Origin of the sequence: Ciceribacter azotifigens, assembly GCF_048159625.1 — a bacterium.
Taxonomy (GTDB): Bacteria; Pseudomonadota; Alphaproteobacteria; order Rhizobiales; family Rhizobiaceae; genus Allorhizobium; species Allorhizobium azotifigens.
Genome location: NZ_JBLQTA010000011.1, coordinates 145,688 through 164,949, shown reverse-complemented (window position 1 = coordinate 164,949; position 19,262 = coordinate 145,688). Strand labels below are relative to the sequence as shown.

At 63.4% G+C, this 19,262-nt stretch carries 16 protein-coding genes; 12 read left to right on the top strand and 4 right to left on the bottom strand.

Annotation, left to right across the window (positions count from 1 at the left end; translation table 11 throughout):
• Positions 1–99 precede the first annotated feature (99 nt).
• Entirely contained in the window at positions 100–2,790 is a 2,691-nt protein-coding gene (locus ACM6UT_RS16345; protein ID WP_416798398.1) for a hypothetical protein, read from the top strand.
• Between the two features lie 330 nt (positions 2,791–3,120).
• Here ACM6UT_RS16345 and ACM6UT_RS16340 read toward each other — a convergent pair whose 3' ends face one another.
• Positions 3,121–4,308 (bottom strand): winged helix-turn-helix domain-containing protein, encoded by a 1,188-nt coding sequence (locus tag ACM6UT_RS16340; RefSeq protein ID WP_416798397.1) that lies wholly within the window; start codon positions 4,306–4,308, stop codon positions 3,121–3,123.
• A 522-nt stretch (positions 4,309–4,830) separates the two neighbouring features.
• On the opposite strand from ACM6UT_RS16340, the gene ACM6UT_RS16335 reads away from it, so the two are divergent.
• From ACM6UT_RS16335 to ACM6UT_RS16320, 4 genes are all read left to right on the top strand, one after another.
• Positions 4,831–5,511: an energy-coupling factor ABC transporter ATP-binding protein gene (locus ACM6UT_RS16335; protein ID WP_416798396.1), complete on the top strand. Its 681-nt coding sequence runs from the start codon at positions 4,831–4,833 to the stop codon at positions 5,509–5,511.
• Positions 5,508–6,110, top strand: a complete 603-nt coding sequence (locus ACM6UT_RS16330; protein ID WP_416798395.1) for an energy-coupling factor transporter transmembrane component T family protein — start codon at positions 5,508–5,510, stop codon at positions 6,108–6,110. Before ACM6UT_RS16335 ends, ACM6UT_RS16330 begins: the two co-directional genes overlap by 4 nt.
• A gap of 34 nt (positions 6,111–6,144) precedes the next feature.
• Entirely contained in the window at positions 6,145–6,705 is a 561-nt protein-coding gene (locus tag ACM6UT_RS16325) for a biotin transporter BioY (RefSeq protein WP_416798394.1), read from the top strand.
• Between the two features lie 278 nt (positions 6,706–6,983).
• The gene (locus ACM6UT_RS16320) at positions 6,984–8,315 is read left to right on the top strand and encodes a PQQ-dependent sugar dehydrogenase (protein WP_416798407.1); all 1,332 of its coding nucleotides are present in this window, start codon (positions 6,984–6,986) and stop codon (positions 8,313–8,315) included.
• Between the two features lie 22 nt (positions 8,316–8,337).
• Here ACM6UT_RS16320 and ACM6UT_RS16315 read toward each other — a convergent pair whose 3' ends face one another.
• A complete protein-coding gene (locus ACM6UT_RS16315) occupies positions 8,338–8,772 on the bottom strand; it encodes an acyl-CoA thioesterase (protein WP_416798393.1) in 435 nt (144 codons plus the stop codon).
• 183 nt (positions 8,773–8,955) lie between these two features.
• Here ACM6UT_RS16315 and ACM6UT_RS16310 point away from each other — a divergent pair, with 183 nt between their 5' ends.
• From ACM6UT_RS16310 to ACM6UT_RS16285, 6 genes are all read left to right on the top strand, one after another.
• Complete coding sequence (locus ACM6UT_RS16310) at positions 8,956–9,891, top strand: histone deacetylase family protein (protein ID WP_416798392.1); 936 nt, start codon at positions 8,956–8,958, stop codon at positions 9,889–9,891.
• 2 nt (positions 9,892–9,893) lie between these two features.
• Positions 9,894–10,148: an exodeoxyribonuclease VII small subunit gene (locus tag ACM6UT_RS16305; protein ID WP_112691572.1), complete on the top strand. Its 255-nt coding sequence runs from the start codon at positions 9,894–9,896 to the stop codon at positions 10,146–10,148.
• Between the two features lie 462 nt (positions 10,149–10,610).
• The gene (locus ACM6UT_RS16300; protein WP_416798391.1) at positions 10,611–12,548 is read left to right on the top strand and encodes a methyl-accepting chemotaxis protein; all 1,938 of its coding nucleotides are present in this window, start codon (positions 10,611–10,613) and stop codon (positions 12,546–12,548) included.
• A gap of 245 nt (positions 12,549–12,793) precedes the next feature.
• Entirely contained in the window at positions 12,794–14,572 is a 1,779-nt protein-coding gene (locus tag ACM6UT_RS16295) for an acyl-CoA dehydrogenase (protein WP_416798390.1), read from the top strand.
• Positions 14,573–14,737: 165 nt separating this feature from the next.
• Positions 14,738–15,499 (top strand): crotonase/enoyl-CoA hydratase family protein, encoded by a 762-nt coding sequence (locus ACM6UT_RS16290; RefSeq protein WP_416798389.1) that lies wholly within the window; start codon positions 14,738–14,740, stop codon positions 15,497–15,499.
• 124 nt (positions 15,500–15,623) lie between these two features.
• Positions 15,624–15,929, top strand: coding sequence for a hypothetical protein (locus ACM6UT_RS16285; RefSeq protein ID WP_416798388.1), 306 nt, complete (start codon positions 15,624–15,626; stop codon positions 15,927–15,929).
• 7 nt (positions 15,930–15,936) lie between these two features.
• On the opposite strand, the gene ACM6UT_RS16280 is transcribed toward ACM6UT_RS16285, so the two are convergent.
• Both ACM6UT_RS16280 and ACM6UT_RS16275 read right to left on the bottom strand, forming a co-directional pair.
• On the bottom strand, positions 15,937–17,187 hold the full coding sequence (locus ACM6UT_RS16280; RefSeq protein WP_416798387.1) for a class I SAM-dependent RNA methyltransferase: 1,251 nt from the start codon (positions 17,185–17,187) through the stop codon (positions 15,937–15,939).
• On the bottom strand, positions 17,184–17,933 hold the full coding sequence (locus tag ACM6UT_RS16275) for a TlyA family RNA methyltransferase (RefSeq protein WP_416798386.1): 750 nt from the start codon (positions 17,931–17,933) through the stop codon (positions 17,184–17,186). Before ACM6UT_RS16275 ends, ACM6UT_RS16280 begins: the two co-directional genes overlap by 4 nt.
• Before the next feature lie 165 nt (positions 17,934–18,098).
• Between ACM6UT_RS16275 and ACM6UT_RS16270 the strand changes: the two genes are divergently transcribed.
• Positions 18,099–19,097 carry a DUF4424 domain-containing protein gene (locus ACM6UT_RS16270; protein WP_416798385.1) on the top strand — a complete coding sequence of 333 codons (999 nt, stop codon included), beginning with the start codon at positions 18,099–18,101 and terminating at the stop codon, positions 19,095–19,097.
• Positions 19,098–19,262: the final 165 nt, after the last annotated feature.

Sequence of the window (19,262 nt, the reverse complement as noted above, 5' to 3'; positions counted from 1 at the left end):
CAAACCGAAACCTGATCCTGTCCGGTTTTTAAGGGGCAACTCCACCTTGGCGACCGTGATACTCGCTTCATCACCGAGATTGCTGAGGGTTTTCCGAGCATGGCCGTCCTGGCTGCACAGCAGGATGCAGATAGCAGACAGACACTGGTTTCAGCAGAACAAGTTCTCGACAGGATCATATGGAGCGGCAAGCAACGTGTGACGGACGCGCAGCGAGTGCTAGAGATTGCGTCGTTGTTTGAGTGGCTAGGAATGCAGGGGAGAGTGGAAAGTCAGGCTGGCTTTCTTGCCGCAGAGCTAGCGCACGTTCCAGCACCGCTATTTGTAGAACATCTCCTATCGTTCAAGCCGCGTGGCATTATTTCTCAACGTGGGGATTTTGTGCAGGTTGGTCCAACACCATTGGCAGCGCGGCTTGGCCTTGCTCGGCTGTCCGTGATGACAGCCGAGCAACTGCTTCGCTTCTTTAAGACAGCACCTTCAGAGCTTCAATCCAGTCTGCTCAAGCGTATAAAGTGGATGGACATGTCGCCAACCGCAGTGGCGTTTGCTGATAGGCTGCTTCAGCCCGAGATGTTTGGCAACTTTGCCGCGCTCAATACGGAATTTGGTTCGAAAGCTCTTGATCGGCTGGTACACGTTGCGCCGGATCTTGTGTCTACAACAATTGACAGGGTGTTCGGACACCTGAGTATAGAAGAATTAAAAGCTGCGCATGATGGTCGTCGCCATCTCGTTTGGGCTTTGGAGAAGCTTGTATTTAGGAAGCAGACATTTGAACGATCAGCTCATTTGCTTATGAAGCTTGCGGCGGCCGAGAATGAAAATTGCGGTAATAACGCCAGCGGCATATTCAAGCAGCTTTACCAGTTATACCTCAGCGGTACCGAGGCTGACCCTACCGCTAGGCTATTGGTTCTTGATGATGGCCTAGCATCACAATCGGAGTTCGAACGGCGCGTTTGTGTGGACGCACTCGGCCACATGTTGAGCAACGGACATTACTCGCGTAGCGGCGGGGCGGAGCAGATCGGTAGCGCAGAGGCAATAGAGGATTGGCGTCCGAGAACCTACGGCGAGATCCACGATTTCTTTCGCGCCGCAGTGTCTCGTCTTACAAAAATTGCGGTTAGCGATGATGTTTGCGCAAAGGTCGCACAGACCCATCTAGCCTCGCACATTCGCGGGCTTTTACGCGACCTGCCCAGTGCAGAAGTGAAGGCAATGATTGACGAGGTAATACGCGTCAGAGGCTTCTGGCCCGAAGCCCTGATGTCGATCTCAGACTGGCTTTACTTTGACCGGGAGAAAGGGACACCAGCAGAAATCTCTAGGGAGGTGCGCAGCATGTACGACGCTTTGCTGCCAACTGATCCCGTCGAACTTGCCATTTTATACACTCAGGGTTGGCAGGTCGATCTGCATGATCCAGACGCTACGTATGACCGTGGAAGCGATGCAAAGCATGACTTCGACTATGCGGCACGACAAGCGACCTCAACGGCACGGTTGATCGCAACTGACAACCAACTCACTGAACGATCTGTGGAGCGGATCGCATGCGGTGATGGGCACGGTACGTTTGTGTTTGCTAGGGAGTTAATGAAGCAAGTCACCGACCCAAATGAGCTAATGCAAATTGCTATTGCAGTGGCTGAGCGCAGCGAAACGTCGTCAAATCGAGGCTTCTTCGGCGGATTGATCACGGGAGCGGATGATCGTGATAGCGATCTGGCAAAACGTCTCATCCGCTTGGCACTGCAATCACCCAAGCTGAAAAACGAGGCAATCGCCCTCATTGGTTCAGGCCGTTTGCAGTCTGATGATATTCAGTTGGTAATCTCGCTTCTAGCATCCGCCGATATTCACCCTTGGCAATGCAGAAATCTTGGGCTTGCTCGGCTGGATGCCTCTTCGCTTGTTCCATTACTGGAAGAGCTTGAGAGGCATGGGAATGAAGGGCTTTGGACTATCCTCGATATAGTGGGAATGTACCTTTACGATGGCAAGAATGCCGTAACCAAAGAATTGGTCGCATTGATCAAGCGTGTGTTGGTGACACCAATCCTGATGGATGCCGTCTCGAACAATATGGATGGCTACCACATGGAACAGATGGTGGAACGTTTGGTAAGGTTCAGTGCCATTAGTGAGCCTTATGCAAAGAAGCTTTCGAAACAAGTCATGAGAATATGTCGACAAGGTACAGACCGGGTTTTTTATGATCTTGATGCACCCGTTCGAAAAATTCTGGAAAGTCTGATGGCTCTTTATCCCGCTACTGTATGGACGGAGATAGCGAAAAAGCTAACAAGCAAGTCATGGTATGATCGCTTTTACGCTGAGCACTTACTTCAGGCTCAGCACCTGGGTGGTGATGATGGCGACTATCTCGGGCGTGGACTATCGTTCAACGTGCCTTCGCAAATTTACATGGATTGGGTGCGGGAAAAGCAGGAGGCTCGTGCTGCAACAGCCGTCGCATGGCTTCCCATCGCAGAGAAGAACGACCGAGGCCAACTCAAGTGGCATACCGAACTTGAAGCTTTTGTTGCCGAGTTCGGCAGTCAACCAGACGTGTTAGCTGCAATATCAAGTCGTCTATTGCCCACGAGCTACTGGGGAGGACTTGAGCGTTATCTTGAGCCCCTCATCCCACTCGTTCAAAGCTGGTCATCGCACCCAAATGCGAACATCCGTCGCTGGGTGACCGAACAGCTTGATCGGCTACACAAGGTTATTGCCGAGGAAAGAAAACGTAGCGAGGAGGATGTTGTTCGCTACGGTTAGAACCAACATTTAGAGCCATCAGATAGGGATGCCATCTCGAAAACTACAAATTTTTACGAGGGGGTATTTAAGCAGCTTCGTGTGGCGGCTTCCCCCATGGGGTCGCTGGCGGTCTGCGATAACAAAACTCACTGCCGGTAGTGACTACGATCTTTCTGCGCAGCGTCTGTCATGAGAGATCGGACATAAGGCGGGGATATGGGACCTATCCGCAAGGGTATACGCCTACGGACACAACTCACTCCGAAGTTTTTGAATGTCCATTAGGGCCATATAACACCATCGAACGTCCTCAATAACGGACAGAACCTCAGCGCCCCTCCATCCCCCTCACCCCCACCATCCCTCGCCATACTCCACCTTCTCCACGCCGGCGAATTTGGCGATGCGGGAAAGCTCGGCCTCCAGCCTTTCCATCCGCCCGGCGGAGGGTTTGACGCCCGGCTCCCACCAGAGGCGCCGGACGGCCAGCACGTCCGTCTTGCGATCCGCCTTCATGTCGATGCGGCCGACGAGCCGGTCGGCTTCGAGGAGCGGGAAGACGTAGTAGCCGTATTCGCGCTTCGGCTCGGGCACGAAGATCTCGATGCGGTAGAAGAAGCCGAAGAGCCGTTCGGTGCGGTTGCGGTCGCGGATCAGCGGGTCGAAGGGGCTCAAGGTGCGGATGCGGGGCGGCGGCTCCGGCGGGTCGAGGAGTGCCGGCAGGCTCCCGGCAAGGGCGAAGGAGGCGCGCGGCTTGCCGTCCACCGTTTCGAGCGAGACTTCCTCAAGCTCGTCGCGGTGCGCTTCCACCCAGGCCTTCGCCTCCTGCGGGGTGACGAGGTCGAAGAAGGCGGCGATCTCGCCATGGCTGGCGAAGCCGAGCCGCGCGAGCGCGCCGCGGCAGGCCCAGTCGATGAAGGCGTCGTGATCGACCTCGGCGGAAAAGTGCTCGGACGGGATCACCCGCTCGGCGAGGTCGTAGACCTTCTGGAAGTTCTCGCGCGCGGAAATCGCAAGCTTGCCGGTGTGCCAGAGGAATTCGAGCGCCGTCTTCGACGGGTGCCAGTTCCACCAGCCGCCGGACTTGTGATCTTCCGCCTTCACGTCGCGGGCCATCACCGGGCCGGTCTCGCGGATGCGCTCGTAGGTCTCCTCGAAGGCCTGGTCGAAGCCCTCCCCCTGCCACTTGCGCCAGTTCTCGCGGATATGGCCCTCGCGGCGGGCGAACCGGTGCTTCCAGTAGGGAAAGAAGGCGGAGGGGATGATCGAGGCGTCGTGCGTCCAGTGCTCGAAGAGCGCGCGGTCCTTTTCGAGAAGCGCGCTCAGGTGCTCCGGCCGGTAGGTCTGGTTGCGGGAAAACAGGATCTGGTGATGGGCGCGCTCCACCGTCGCGATGCTGTCGACCTGGACGAAGCCGAGGTCGTGGATCAGCTCGTAGAGACCCTCCTTTCCGAGCATGCGGTTCGGCGGCCGCGACAGCCCCTGCCGTTCGAGGAAGATACGCCGTGCCTGCCGGTTGCTGATCGGAATCGCCATGCACGGCAAGCTAGCGAATGTTCTTGATATGTTCAATGGGTGGATGGCGTTGTTGCAGTTGCCTGCTTGTGGCTTGGAATTGCCCCTCACCCTACCTGCCGGGGCAGAGCCGCGTGTCCCTGCCCGTCCTTCGGACCCCCGCACGCTGCGAGAGGGGAAGACACGTTGCGGCGCGCGTCCTTCTCCGCGTCAGGGGCAAGGCAATCGCATTTGGGATAGCGGTGGCGGCTGCGGCCTCCCTCTTCTCCCCTCGGGGAGAAGTGCCGAGCGTATGCGAGGCGATGAGGGGGCTGCCCGGCACGGCTTTTGCGCTTCGCGCCCCCCTCATCCGGCCCTGCGGGCCACCTTCTCCCCGCCGGGGAGAAGAGGGAGCCCGCTTCGTGCGCTGCTCAAAATTCATAGGCAATTGCCCTGCCGTCAGGGGGATGAGGGGCATCGCACAAGCTCCCTGCAGCGTCGCATATTCCCCTCACCTCCGCTCCGGTCTATAGAGGGCCCGGACCAAGGACGGGGACCCGAGCATTGCAGATCACATTCGACCGGGCCGAAGTGCGTTACGGCGAGCGGGTGGCGCTGGAGCCGCTCAGCCTTTCGCTCAGCGAGCGCCGCATCGGCGTGATCGGGCTCAACGGCTCCGGCAAGACCACCTTCGCGCGGCTGATCAACGGCCTCGTCAAGCCGAGCGCCGGCAAGGTGACGGTCGACGGGTTCGACACGGTCGATGACGCGAAGGCGGTGCTCGCCCGCGTCGGCTTCATCTTCCAGAACCCGGCAAACCAGATCATCCTGCCGATCATCCGCGACGACATCGCCTTCGGGCCGAAGAGCCGCGGGCTGAAGGGCGAGGCGCTCGACCGGGCGGTGAACGCGGTGCTCGACCGCTTTTCGCTGACGGCGCTCGCCGACCGCCGGCCACACGAACTTTCCGGCGGCGAAGTGCAGTTGGCCGCGCTCGCCGCGGTGATGGTGATGCGGCCCGAGATCGTCATCTTCGACGAGCCGACCAACCAGCTCGACCTCAGGAACCGGGCGCTGGTCGAGGGAGCGATCCGCGGGCTGGAGGAGAATGCCATCGTCATCAGCCACGACCTCTCGCTGATCGCCGATTTTCCGCGCGTTCTGGTCTTCGACCGGGCGAAGCTCGTCTTCGACGGCGCGGCGGACGAGGCGGTCGGCCTCTACCGGGAGATCGCGCTTCGATGAGGAGCCTCTACGTCGCCGGCGATACGTGGCTGCACCGGCTCAAACCCGCGATCAAGCTGACCGCGCTCGCGGTCTTTGCGGTGGCGGTCTTCGCAACCCGCAACCCCGCGGTTCCGGGGGCGGCACTCGCCCTCGCCGGTTTCGTCTATTTCGGCCTCGGCCAGCCGCTCCGGGCGGCCCTCCGGCCGCTGCTGCCGATCCTCCTGACCGTGGCGCTGGTGGCGCTCTTCAACCTCCTCGTCAATTCCGCCGGCGAAGCGCTGCTGACGCTGCTGCGGCTTTCCGCGCTCGTGCTGATGGCGGCCGCCGTCACCGCGACGACTGGCATTTCCGATTTCATCGACACGATCGCCGCCGCCGCCCGCCCGCTCGAAAGGGCCGGGCTCGTGAAGGCCTCCGACATCGGGCTTGCCGTCGGCCTCGTCATCCGCTTCGTGCCGGAAATCCTCGCCCGCTACCAGGCGATCCGCGAGGCGCATGCCGCCCGCGGGCTTGCCATCCGGCCCTCCACCCTGCTCGGTCCGCTGGTCATCCAGACGCTCAAGGACGCGGACAGCATCGCCGCGGCCATTGACGCCAGGGGAATTCGGGGTCAATGAGCAGGAAAACAGGGGATTTCCCAAGGAGGCTGCCATGAATACCCGCGATCTCGTTCTCGTTGCGCTCTTTGCGGCGATCATCGTCGTGCTCGGCCTCGTGCCGCCGATCATGCTGCCGTTCAACGTGCCGATCTCGGCCCAGACGCTCGGCGTCATGCTCGCCGGCGTCATCCTCGGGGCAAAGCGCGGGGCGCTGGCGCCGGTTCTCGTCATCATCCTGGTGGCGATCGGCCTGCCGGTGCTCTCCGGCGGGCGCGGCGGCCTTGCCGTCTTCGCCGGCCCGACCGTCGGCTTCCTGATCGGCTGGGTGCCGGGCGCCTATGTCACCGGCCAGATCGCCGAACGCTTCGGCAAGCCGGCGATGGACGCCCTGCCGCAGACGCTCGGCTTCTTCGCAGCCTCGGTGATCGGCGGCATCGTCGTCGTCTATCTCTTCGGCATCGGCTATCTCGCCTTCGGCGCCGGGCTCGGCCTGTCCAAGGCCTTCATGGGTTCGCTCGCCTTCATTCCCGGCGACCTCATCAAGGCGGCGATCGCAGCCCTTGCCGGCCGCGCCGTGATGGTCGGCTATCCGCTCTTGCCGCACCGCGCCTGAGACACGCGCGGCCGCGGGCAAGACCCGCGGCCCGTCAACGTCGAAGACTGTCGGCCGCCTGTCGACGGCGCGATCGCCCGCACCGTCCATCCGGAAGTGCCGCCGAAAGCCGAAATGGTCGATGACACCATTCGGCATGGCGCTCGAACCGCTCCTGCAGGCGATGTGGGTCTGGTCGGAAACCCGCGCAAGACCGCCCTCGCTGGGGCCGAATGAAGGCTCTTGTTTCTTCGGTAGAATTTGCGTTTGGTCAGTTCCGCGTCGCAAGCGCTTCGGCTATGGTGCCGCGGGACATTTCGAAGAGGAGTGCAGGCATGTTGGGATTGTTCGGTCGGTTCGTCGCCCTGATCGGGGCCGCGATGATCCTCATGCGCCGTGGCGGTGCGGGTAACGGCAAGCCGGCCCTCGGCGGGGCACCGATCATCCCGGAGGCCAAGCCCCAGCGCATCCCCACGCTGAAGATGCCAACCGCCAGGGGCTGGACCGAAGGCCACACGCCGACGGCCGCGCCGGGGCTCAAGGTCAATGCCTTCGCCAAGGGGCTGAAGCACCCGCGCTGGATCTACGTGCTGCCGAACGGCGACGTGCTCGCCTCGGAAGCGCTCGGCGTCGACGGCGGGCGCATGCGCACACCGTTCGACTATGCGATGTATGCGACGATGAAGCGGGCGGCGGCCGTCGGCGACAGCCCGAACCGCATCACGCTGCTGCGCGACAATGACGGCGACGGCACCGCGGAGGTCCGCCACGCCTTCATGGAGGGGCTCAACCATCCCTTCGGTATGGCACTGCTCGACGGCACTTTCTATGTCGGCAATACCGATGGGCTGATGGCCTATCCCTATACCGACGGCACCACCCGGATCGCCGCGCAGGGCCGCAAGATCGCCGATTTCAAGCCGGCCGGCCACTGGACCCGCAGCGTGCTCGCGAGCCAGGACGGCAGCAAGCTCTATGTCGGCGTCGGTTCTCTGAGCAACATCGCCGAACACGGCTTCGCGGCCGAGGAAGGCCGCGCCTGCATCTACGAGATCGACCTCAAGACGGAGAAGAGCCGCATCTTCGCCGGCGGCCTGCGCAATCCCGTAGGCCTCGCCTTCGAGCCGACCACGGGCGCACTCTGGACGGTGGTCAACGAGCGCGACGGCCTCGGCGACGAGACGCCGCCCGACTACCTCACCTCGGTGAAGGACGGCGGCTTCTACGGCTGGCCCTATTGCTACTGGGGCCAGACGGTCGACGACCGCGTGCCGCAGGCACCCGGCCTCGTCGCGACTGCGATCCGGCCCGATTATGCGCTCGGCGGCCACACCGCTTCGCTCGGCCTCTGCTGGCTGCCGGCGGGCACCCTGCCCGGCTTCCCGGACGGCATGGTCATCGGCCAGCACGGTTCGTGGAACCGCTCGACGCTCTCCGGCTACAGGGTGATCTTCGTGCCCTTCGAAAACGGCAAGCCTTCCGGCCCGCCGCGCGACATCCTGACGGGCTTCCTCTCGCCGGACGAGAAATTCTCCTATGGCCGCCCGGTGGGCGTGACCATCGGGCCCGACGGCTCGCTGCTGGTGGCTGACGATGTCGGCGACGTCATCTGGCGGGTGACGGGAGCGTGAGCGCGAGACGCGTCGCCTTGCCTCACGGCAGATAACTGTAGAGCCAGTCGCGCAGGGTTTCCGGCAGCGTGACCGGCTCGTCGTCGTTCCTGCCGGTCGCCGCCCAGACGATCTCGACTTCGGCGGCGAGCGTCCCCTCGCGCTGGATGAGGATGTCGAAGCCGACCGACTTCATGCCGATCTTGTCGACGCGGACGGTGAGCTTCACGCGATCGTCGAGATGCAGCGGCTCGTGCAGGCGGATTTCGATCTTCGTCGGCTGGAAATGCGGTTCAGCCTCCAGCGGCGGGCGATAGCGCCAGAAGTGGCTGAGTGCGGTCTCGGCATGGGCGAGATAGGCGGCATTGTGCATCCGCCCCGTCATATCGATGTCGCGATAGGGAACGATGATTTCCGTCACTTCGACGCGCTCGATGTCGTCCATGGCCTGCCTGCCCTCTCCCTCATGCCAGGGCATTTATACGTTCATTCGACGAGGAAGAACAAGGAGCGGCCGGAACCACGGCTTCTGTTGACAGTTGTCAATCGGTTCGGCGGAGTGCTGGCGCCGCGCGCCGTGAGATCCTAGATTGGTCCATGAAGACAGAGAAGGCTACTTCGGGCCGACCGGCCGAGAACATCATCTGACCCGGGAACGACCATGACCACACGCCTCTACGAGCACCCGGTTTTTCTGGAGCACCTGACGCCACCCGGCCATCCGGAGCGGCCGGACCGGCTGCGCGCGATCAACATCGCGCTCGAGCATCCGAATTTCGCGCCGCTCCAGCGGGCAGAGGCGCCACAGGCGAACGAGGACGCGGTGCTGCTTGCCCATCCGGAAGAGCACCTCGCCGCAATCAAGCGGCGGATCCCCGAGGAAGAGGGCGAGATCAACCGTGTCGAGACCGACACCTATGTCTCGCCGAAAAGCCTGCAGGCGGCACTGACGGCGATCGGCGGCGCGATGGCGGCCGTCGACGCGGTGATGGCACGCGAGATCGCCAACGCCTTCGTCGCCTGCCGCCCGCCAGGCCACCATGCCGAAAAGGCGAAGGCCATGGGCTTTTGCCTGTTCAACACGATCGCCATCGCCGCCCGCCATGCCATGCGGCATCACGGCGTCGAGCGGGTGGCGATCGTCGACTGGGACGTGCATCACGGCAACGGCACGCAGGACATCTTCTGGGACGAGCGCTCCGTGCTCTTCTGCTCGACGCACCAGATGCCGCTCTATCCCGGCACGGGCAAGAAGGAAGAGACCGGCGCCTTCGGCAACATCGTCAACGCTCCGCTCTCGCCGAACACGGGCAGCGAGCACTTCCGCGAGGCGTTCAAGGCGCGCGTCCTGCCGGCGCTCGAGAACTTCCGGCCCGATCTCGTCCTGATCTCCGCCGGCTTCGACGCGCACCATCGCGACCCGTTGGCGCAACTCAATCTCGTCGGCGAGGATTTCGACTGGGCGACGGGGCGGGTGATGGAAGTGGCGGACAAATTCGCCCATAACCGGGTCGTCAGCCTCCTCGAAGGCGGCTATGATCTGGAAGGCCTCGCCGAATCGGCGGGCATGCATATCATGAGACTGATGAAGGGTTGACCATGACCGAAAGCGCCCCCCAGGCCGATCTTTCCGGCTATTCGTTCGAAAAGGCCGTCGCCGAACTGGAGAGCATCGTGGCGCGGCTGGAGCGTGGCGACGTGGCGCTTGACGAGTCTATCGCCATCTACGAGCGCGGCGAACAATTGAAGAAGCATTGCGAAACGCTGCTGGCCGCCGCCGAAAACCGTATCGAGAAGATCCGCCTCGACCGCGCCGGCAAGCCGCAGGGCACCGAACCTCTCGACCGCGAATAACCCATCGGCATCCAGAGAATCTCAGAGCTTTCGTTCGCGGGCGGGAGATGCTTGCGCTTGCCTGCAATCCGCCTTCTACTTTCCAGTATTTCCACATCTATCGACGGAAAATCTTCCCGATCATAAACTTCCTTCGAAATTGACATTGGTCAAATATAATCAATGAGCATTTTCAGATTTAACGGCTACAATTACGAAATACTGAAATCCTGAAATCTTTTTGTTTGCAGGTTAGTTTAACAATTCAGCCGTAATTAACAGCTTTTCAACCATTACATTGATAAACAGTATTGCCCTGCAATTTTTGCGAGGCAGGCGAAATGAAGTGGCCACGCGCAAGGTCATCGCCAGTCGTGAGCGGGCCCCAGGGCCACTTTCGAACCGATCATGCTTTCCGATTACCGCCATCTCCGCATGTCCCTTCCCGGTGCACGGAGCCGTTTTTTTTCAGAAGGAATTTCCATGAAGCGCCCAACCGTCAAGACCTCGCTGATCCTGAGCCTGGCGTCGATCGCCGTCATTACCAGTGGCCTCGCTTTTGTCGCCATCTCCGGTATTTCCGGTGTTTTCGACCGTGCAAGTGAAATTGCCGACCGGGCGCTGCCTTCGACCAACCAGGTGCGGCTGATGGACAAGGGCATGGTCGACATCCGGCTCGCCTATGCCCGGCACATCATGAGCCTCACGCCGGAAGCCATGGCCGCTGTCGAAGAGGACATCAAGACCTATGTGGATTTCCAGCGCGAGCTGATCCGCAAGCAGAACGAACAATTCATCACGGGGACCGAAGAGCAGAAGCTGATCGCCGAGGTGACGGGAACCCTCGACGCCTACGTCCAACACGGCGAACAGGTGCTTGCGCTATCCCGCGAGAACAAGAATGAAGAGGCCACTGCCGCATTCACCAACGAATTGCAGAAGTATGGCGACGCAAGCGACCAAGCGATCGACACGATGGTCGATCACTATGTCGAGCAGGCGGATGCCGTGCATCACGACATGGAGGCCAGGTTCGACGTCATTCAGGTCCTGATGGTCTCCGTGAGCGTGCTTGCAATGCTCATCGCGGGTGCGGCGATGCTGTTCACCGTCGCCGGGGTCGCCAATCCGATCCAGCGCATCACGCGCTCGATGCGCGGGCTTGCCAACGGCGACACCGATGCGCAGATCCCCTATGCCGGCCGCAGCGACGAAATCGGCCAGATGGCGGGCGCCGTCGAAATCTTCCGGCAGGCGGCCATCACCAACAAGCGTCTGGAGGCCGAGGCCGAAGAAAACCGCCGGCAGGCGGAGATCGACCGGATCGCCGGCCAGCAGCGCGCCGAAGCGGAAGCCGCCGAACGGATGCGGATCGCAACCTCTGGCCTCGCCGCCGGGCTGAAGCGGCTCGCTTCCGGCGACCTGTCCTTCGAGCTCGACGAAGCCTTCGCCGCCGATTTCGAAGAGCTGCGCCGCGACTTCAACCAGTCCGTCCGCCAGCTTTCCTCGACGCTGCAGGTCATTCAGCACAGCGTTTCAACCATGGACAGCGGCGCTCGCGAGATGGCGACGGCCGCGGAAAACCTCTCCAGGCGCACGGAACAGCAGGCCGCCTCGCTCGAAGAGACCGCCGCCGCACTCGACGAGATTACCGCCAACGTCAACTCCTCGACCCGACGCACGGAAGATGCCCGCACCGTCGCCGCCCAGGCGAACCAGGGCGCGGCGAAATCGGCGGGCGTCGTCGCCAGCGCCGAAGAAGCGATGCGGCGCATCGAGGGGTCCTCGCAGCAGATCTCCAACATCATCGGCGTCATCGACGAGATCGCCTTCCAGACCAACCTGCTGGCCCTCAACGCCGGCGTCGAGGCGGCCCGCGCCGGTGAGGCCGGCAAGGGTTTCGCCGTCGTCGCCCAGGAAGTGCGCGAGCTTGCCCAGCGCTCCGCCCAGGCGGCTCGCGAGATCAAGGGGCTCATCCAGAACTCGTCCGACGAGGTGGAAAACGGTGTGAAGCTGGTGCGCGACACCGGCGTGGCGCTGGAGGCGATCAGCGGCTTCATCACCGAGATGAACCAGCACATGGATTCGATCGCCACTGCGGCGAAGGAACAGTCGATCGGGCTTGCCGAGGTTAACACCGCCGTCAACTCGATGGACCAGACGACCCAGCAGAACGCCGCCATGGTCGAACAATCGACCGCGGCGAGCTCGAGCCTCGCCATGGAAACTGCCAAGCTGCGAGAGCTGATCGGCCAGTTCCGGCTCGCAGCCGCCGAGCGCGCCGTTGCCCCGGCAGCGCAACCGGCCATGGCCGCCCCGGTCTCACGGCCGGCGTCACGCCCGCAGCCGGCCGCCGCGCCGAAGACCGCCCCGGTTCGCGGCAGCACCGCGCTCGCCATTGACGACTGGGAAGAATTCTGAGCGGCGGGCAGCGGCCCACTCCCCGGCTTCGGCTCCTGCCGCCTGCCCCTCGGCCCTTTCGGCCCGCTTCCCCCTCGAAGGGAGATCGATCGGGCGCGCTCACGGCGTCCCGATCCCCACGTCTCGCCCCCGCAAAACGATTTGACGTTTACGTAAAAATCAATTAGCCAGTGGACACGATTTCCGCATCATGCCCGGAGGACCGGCCGCGGAAATAACGGGACATCAGCAGGAGGAACATGCGCATGTACAAGGCGCCGGTAGACGAGATTGCATTCACCCTGAAGCATGTGGCCGGCCTTTCCAAGGCGATCGACGAGGGACGCCTCGGAGACCTCAGCGACGACCTGGTGGATGCGATCCTGTCCGAAGCCGGACGCTTTGCGAGCGACGAGGTGGCGCCGCTTGCCGAGATCGGCGACAGGCAGGGCGCGCGGCTTGTCGACGGCAAGGTTCTCGTGCCGGACGGCTGGGCCGAGCTCTATCGCCACTGGGCCGAGGGCGGGTGGAATGCGCTGGTCGCTCCGGAAGAATTCGGCGGTCAGGCGCTGCCCCATATGCTGAATGTCGCCGCGCTGGAAATGTGGAACTCCGGCTCGATGGCCTTCGCGCTCGGCCCAACGCTCACCATGGGCGCGTCCGAAGCGCTGGCCACCCATGGCAGCGCCGCGCTCAAGGAAACGTTCCTGCACAAGATGGTGTCCGGCGAATGGACCGCCTCGATGAATCTCACCGAGCCGCATGCCGGCTCCGACCTCGGCGTGATGAAGACACGCGCCGAACGTCGCGACGACGGCACCTACCGCATCTTCGGCCAGAAGATCTTCATCACCTGGGGCGAGCACGAAGTCACCGACAACATCGTCCATCTGGTTCTCGCCCGGCTGCCCGACGCGCCGGCCGGCACCCGCGGCATCTCGCTGTTCCTCGTGCCGAAATTCCTGGTGAATGACGACGGCTCGCTCGGTGCCCGCAATGACCTGCATTGCCATTCGCTCGAGCACAAGCTTGGCATCCACGGCTCGCCGACCTGCACCATGATCTACGGCGACGGCAAGTTCGGCGACGAGCCGGGCGCGATCGGCTATCTGATCGGCGAAGAGAACAAGGGGCTGGCCTGCATGTTCACCATGATGAACAATGCGCGCCTCGCCGTCGGCATGCAGGGCGTGGCGATCTGCGAAGCCGCCACCCAGAAGGCGGTCGCCTATGCCAAGGAACGCACCCAGGGCAAGGCGCCTGGCTGGAGCGGTTCCGGCATGAGCCCGATCATCGAGCATCCGGACGTAGCCCGCACGCTCATCACGATGAAGGCGCTGACTCAAGGCTCGCGCGCCATCTGCTACACCTGCGCCCATGCCATCGACATGTCGCACCACACGGAAGGCGCCGAGGCGAAAAAGTGGGCCGAGCGCGGCGCGCTTCTGACCCCGATCGCCAAGTCCTTTGCCACCGATGCCGGTGTCGACGTCGCGTCGATGGGCATCCAGGTGCATGGCGGCATGGGCTTCATCGAGGAGACCGGCGCCGCCCGCTACCTGCGCGACGCCCGCATCGCCCCGATCTATGAAGGCACCAACGGCATCCAGGCCGCCGACCTCGTCACCCGCAAGCTGCCGCTGTCGGACGGCGCGCAGGTGCGCGGCTTCATCGCCGAGCTGAAGGAGATCGCCAAGGCCGTGCGCGGCTCCAACCTCGATGGCTTCGGCACCACCGCCGACCGTCTCGATGCGAGCCTCGCCGATCTCGAAGAAACGACCGAATGGATGCTCGCGCGTCTCGCTGAGGGCGATGCCGCGGCAGCCCTTTCCGGCGCCACGCCCTACCAGCGGCTGTTCGGCCTTGCCCTCACCGGCTGCTATCTCGCCAAGGGCGGGCTTGCCGACGAAGAGAACGGCCGCGACACCCGCATCGCACTCTGCCGCTTCGCCGCGGAAAACCTGATCGCCGAAACCGCAGCCCTCAAGGACCGCGTCGTCAACGGCGCCGCGAGCCTGACGGCGGCGCGGGTGCTGTTTGCTTGAGGTTACACCTCCCCCTCGAGGGGGGAGGTCGCCGCGTGAGCGGCGGGTGGGGGTGACATTCCTCCCACAAGGTTGCAGATAAATGTCTTTGATCACCCCACCCCGGAGCTTCGCTCCGACCCTCCCCCTCAAGGGGGGTAGCGCCGCCACTCTAGGAAGACCCAGATGACCGACCACATTCTGATCGAGCGCCCCGAAGCCCATCCCGGCGTGCTGGTGATCCGGTTCAACCGGCCGGAAAAGAAGAACGCCATCACGCAGGCGATGTATGCGAAGATGACCGACGGCCTGCTCGCTGCCGAGGACGATCCGGCGATCCGGTGCGTTGCCTTTCTCGGCACCGAGGGCTGCTTCTCCGCCGGCAACGACATGGCGGATTTCCTCGCTTTCGCGATGGCCGGCGCTGTCGGCGAACCGGCCGCCTTCGGCTTCCTCAAGGCGCTCTGGAGCGTTTCCAAGCCGGTGGTCTCGGGCGTTGACGGCCTTGCCATCGGCATCGGCACGACGATCCAGATGCATTGCGACATGACGATCGCCTCCGACCGCAGCCTGTTCAGGACGCCGTTCGTGGATCTCGGGCTCGTGCCGGAAGCGGGATCGAGCCTGCTCGCCCCGCGCATGATGGGCCACCAGCGCGCCTTTGCCATGCTCGCCGCCAGCGAAGGCTTTTCGGCCGAAGAGGCACGCGCCGCCGGACTGATCTGGAAGGTCGTCGCGCCGGAGGCCGTCGAGGCGGAAACGCTGAAACTCGCCGCCTCGATCGCCGCCAAGCCGCCGGAGGCCATGCGGATCGCCCGCGACCTCATCCGCGGCGATCGCGGCGAACTGCTCGTGCGGATGGAAGAGGAACTCGCCTTCTTCGTCGAGCGGCTGAAGAGCGCCGAAGCCCGCGCCGCCTTCGAGGCCTTCCTGAAAGCGAAAGGCTGAGGAAGACCGGCGAGCCCTCCCCGCGGCCGGCCTCGCTCTGTCCACCACCACAAAACCGCCTCTTCGCGCTTCTTTAATTCCTGCCGGCTAAAAGAACGAGCATCACAGCTGGAGGATGAAACCGATGCGCGCGATGATCCTGTGCCTGGCCCTTCTCCTGACGGCGGGAACCGCCGTTCCGGGACCATTTGCGACCGAGGACGGCCTGCTGCACCTGGTGCAGGACGACGGTTCGGGAACGATCAACAGCGAGTCGAACAGGCCGGCGCCGCCGCCCGGCATGCGGCCCCAGCGCTTCTATTGCGTGATCGATCCGCCGGCGAGCGCGGAAACCGACGAAAAGTGGTCCTGCCCCGCAAGGCCCGGCCGCGTTGGCGGACGCTGCCGCTGCGCGGGTATGGTCGGAAGCGGTACGCTCTACGCCTATTGAGGTCGGATCAGCGCCTGACGAGGGTCGCGACGACCTCGACATGCGGCGTCCAGAGGAACTGGTCGATCGGGGTCACGCCGATGATCGAATAGCCGCCCTCGACCAGGATCGCGAGATCGCGGGCGAGCGACAGCGGATTGCAGCTGACAGCAACGATCTTCTTTACCGCCGAGCGGGCGAGCTCGCGGCACTGCGCCTCGGCGCCGGCCCGAGGCGGATCGAAGACGACGGCGTCAAAGGTCTTCAGTTCCGAGACCATCAGCGGCCGGCGAAAGAGGTCACGCTTTTCGACCGAAACGGGTTTCAGGCCCTGCGTGTTGCGGGCGGCATGATCGAGCGCCTTCAGCGCCTTCTCGTCGGATTCGACGGCATGCACCTGGGCCGTGCGCGCGAGCCGCAGCGCGAACGTGCCGACACCGGCAAAGAAATCGGCGACGCGCTTTGCCTTGCCGACATGATCGAGCGCAAGCCTTGCCATCGCCTCCTCGGCGGCCATCGTCGCCTGGGTGAAGGCGCCCGGCGGCGGGGAAACCCTGACGCCGGAGAAATCGAGAAGCGGCTTCTGCGGTTCGATCACGATCTCACCGTTGACCGAGACGCGCGCGATGCCGCGAAGCTTCAGCACGGCCTCCGTCACGTCGCGGCGCTGGCGGTCCGAAAGCTGCTTGACGCCGTCGATCGCAACGTCGAGGCCGGTCAGGCTCTCGATCACCGTGATGCGGAAGGCATCAGCACCGGCGGCAGCAAGGCCGATCGTGCGGACCGCCTCCAGCCGCGCGAAAATGCCGGCCGAGATGACGGGACATTCCTCAATCGGCACGATATGATGGCTTTCGGCCTGGTTGAAGCCGAGAAGCAGGCCCTTCTCCGTGCGACGGGCGGCGAAGACGACGCGCCGGCGTTCTCCGGCCTCCGCCTCTACGAGCGGGCCGACTTCCGGCTCCAGGCCCTTCGATTTCAGCGCCGCGACCACCAGCGAGCGCTTGAAGGCGCCGTAGGCCGGCCGCGCAAGGTGCTGCAGCGAACAGCCGCCGCAGCTGCCGCCGACACCCTCCGGGCCGAAATGGCGACAGGCGGGCTGGATGCGGTCGGGCGAGGCGACGCTTGTCGACATCACCGTGCCATGGTTCTTCACCCGGGCGATCGCGACGGTCTCGCCGGGAAGGGCAAAGGGCACGTAGATCGGGCCGGCGGGACCGTGGGCGATGCCGTCGCCCTGGGCGCCGAGGCTGTTGATGGTGACGGTTTCGGTGCTCATGGTTTGCGCCCTGCGAGGAGGAATTCCTGGTTGCCGTCGCCGCCGGCGATCGGAGAGGCAATGAGGCCGAGGCTCTGCCAGCCCATGTCCTCGACGAGCCAGCGCTCGAGTTCGGCGGCGACCGCCGGTGCCGAGGCCGGGTCCTTCAAGAGGCCGGCCTTGCTGATCGCATCGCGCCCGGCCTCGAACTGCGGCTTGACCAGCAGCAGGCAGTGGCTGCCCGGCTCCGCAATGTCGAGCGCCGGTGCCAGGGCGAGCTTCAGCGAGATGAAGGAGACGTCCGAAACGACGAAGGAAATCGGCCGTCCGTCGATATCGTCGCTTTCGAGATAGCGCGCGTTGAGCCCCTCGATGTTGGTCACGCGGGGATCGGCGGCGACGCGGGGATGCATCTGGTCGTGGCCGACATCGATCGCCGTCACGTGGGCGGCACCGCGCTTCAGCAGCACTTCGGTGAAGCCGCCGGTGGAGGCGCCGACATCGAGGCATTCCTGTCCCGACGGATCGAGGCCGAAATGGTCGAGGCCGGCGACGAGCTTCAGCGCGGCGCGCGAGACATAGTCCTGTGCCGGATCGTCGATCTCGATCGTCACGTCCGCTGAAAAGACGAGGCTCGGCTTGGTCACGACCTTGCCGTCGACCTTGACGGTGCCGCGCTGGATCGCATCGCGCGCCCGCGAGCGGCTGGCGACGATATCGAGGGCGACCAGCAACTGGTCGAGGCGTTGGGGATCGGCTGTGGTCATGCGGCTGTCCATGGCCCGCAAAGGAGGCCGTGGCAAGCCTTTTGTTCCGCAGCCCCTTTTCGTCCTCGCCCGAAGGGCTTTTTCTGGTGCCATCTTACGGGTCATTGACCGTTCCCGGAATCGGTCGCTAACTGTGGCCAGCCCTGACGCAGAAGGATTCTCGCGATGAAGAAAGCTCTCCTGGTTCTCCTTTCGGGTGTTGCTGCCGCGCCGGCGGCCGTCGCCAACGACACGATGGCCGAACTCAAGGCCGGCGGCCTCGTCTATGTCCAGACGACCGACGTCTCGATGGAGAGCGAAGACCTCTTCATCTCGCCGGACAAGGTGACCGTCGACTATGTCTTCCGCAACGGCTCCGACAAGGACGTCGAATCCTACGTCGCCTTCCCGATGCCCGACCTGACGGCGGGGCCGGACGCGAATGTCGCGATCGGCGACGCCCAGTCCGACAACTTCCTCGGCTTCACCGTGACGCAGGACGGCAAGGCGATCACGCCGGACCTGCAGCAGCGCGTCTATGCGACCGGGCTCGACATGACCGAGGAGGTGACCGCCCGCGGCATTCCCCTCCTGCCCTTCAGCGACGCCACCTATGCGGCACTCGAAAAGCTTCCCCCGGAAGTACTCTCCGACTGGACGGCGCGTGGTCTTATCTTCGACGACGCCTACGATGCCGGCAAGGGCTGGGAGCACCATCCGATGCCGCTCTGGACGCTGAAATCGGCCTATTGGTGGAAGACGACCTTTCCCGCCGGCAAGGAGGTGCGCGTCCATCACGAGTACAAGCCGGGCGTCGGCGGAACCGCCGGTCTCTCCTTCATCCAGGACGGCAAGCCGGGCTACAGCTACGAGGAATACCTCAAGAAGTACTGCATCGACGAGGCCTTCGTGAAGACGGCGGCCAAGCTCGAGAAGGCGGCGAGCGACCAGACCGGTCCTTATTTCATGGAGAGCTGGATATCCTACGTGCTCACCACCGGGGCGAACTGGGGTGGACCGATCAAGCATTTCAAGCTGACCGTCGACAAGGGAAGCCCGAAGAACTACATCAGCTTCTGCGGCGAGGGCGTCAAAAAGGTCGGCCCGACCACGTTCGAGATGACGGCCGAGGACTTCTACCCGCAGAAGGACCTCGATTTTCTGCTGCTGGTGCCTTCCGAGTAACTCTTTTTCGCTGGATTTCGGTTCCGTCAATTTCATCAGCGCCTGCTAACGGATTGTAAGGGTAATCCGTTACAGGGTGGGCCGATCGCCGGTTCCGCCCATCGATACAGCGCGCCATGACGGCAGCGCTCCGGCCAAGGCCCGATCATGCCCTCCCGCAAGCCG

Bases quoted from the DNA above. Each gene is read 5' to 3' on its own strand.
- ACM6UT_RS16345 (WP_416798398.1), top strand. From the start codon at position 100: ATGGCCGTCCTGGCTGCACAGCAGGATGCAGATAGCAGACAGACACTG.
- ACM6UT_RS16340 (WP_416798397.1), bottom strand. From the start codon at position 4,308: ATGGCGATTCCGATCAGCAACCGGCAGGCACGGCGTATCTTCCTCGAA.
- ACM6UT_RS16330 (WP_416798395.1), top strand. From the start codon at position 5,508: ATGAGGAGCCTCTACGTCGCCGGCGATACGTGGCTGCACCGGCTCAAA.
- ACM6UT_RS16325 (WP_416798394.1), top strand. From the start codon at position 6,145: ATGAATACCCGCGATCTCGTTCTCGTTGCGCTCTTTGCGGCGATCATC.
- ACM6UT_RS16320 (WP_416798407.1), top strand. From the start codon at position 6,984: ATGGTGCCGCGGGACATTTCGAAGAGGAGTGCAGGCATGTTGGGATTG.
- ACM6UT_RS16315 (WP_416798393.1), bottom strand. From the start codon at position 8,772: ATGCCCTGGCATGAGGGAGAGGGCAGGCAGGCCATGGACGACATCGAG.
- ACM6UT_RS16310 (WP_416798392.1), top strand. From the start codon at position 8,956: ATGACCACACGCCTCTACGAGCACCCGGTTTTTCTGGAGCACCTGACG.
- ACM6UT_RS16305 (WP_112691572.1), top strand. From the start codon at position 9,894: ATGACCGAAAGCGCCCCCCAGGCCGATCTTTCCGGCTATTCGTTCGAA.
- ACM6UT_RS16300 (WP_416798391.1), top strand. From the start codon at position 10,611: ATGAAGCGCCCAACCGTCAAGACCTCGCTGATCCTGAGCCTGGCGTCG.
- ACM6UT_RS16295 (WP_416798390.1), top strand. From the start codon at position 12,794: ATGTACAAGGCGCCGGTAGACGAGATTGCATTCACCCTGAAGCATGTG.
- ACM6UT_RS16290 (WP_416798389.1), top strand. From the start codon at position 14,738: ATGACCGACCACATTCTGATCGAGCGCCCCGAAGCCCATCCCGGCGTG.
- ACM6UT_RS16285 (WP_416798388.1), top strand. From the start codon at position 15,624: ATGCGCGCGATGATCCTGTGCCTGGCCCTTCTCCTGACGGCGGGAACC.
- ACM6UT_RS16280 (WP_416798387.1), bottom strand. From the start codon at position 17,187: ATGAGCACCGAAACCGTCACCATCAACAGCCTCGGCGCCCAGGGCGAC.
- ACM6UT_RS16275 (WP_416798386.1), bottom strand. From the start codon at position 17,933: ATGACCACAGCCGATCCCCAACGCCTCGACCAGTTGCTGGTCGCCCTC.
- ACM6UT_RS16270 (WP_416798385.1), top strand. From the start codon at position 18,099: ATGAAGAAAGCTCTCCTGGTTCTCCTTTCGGGTGTTGCTGCCGCGCCG.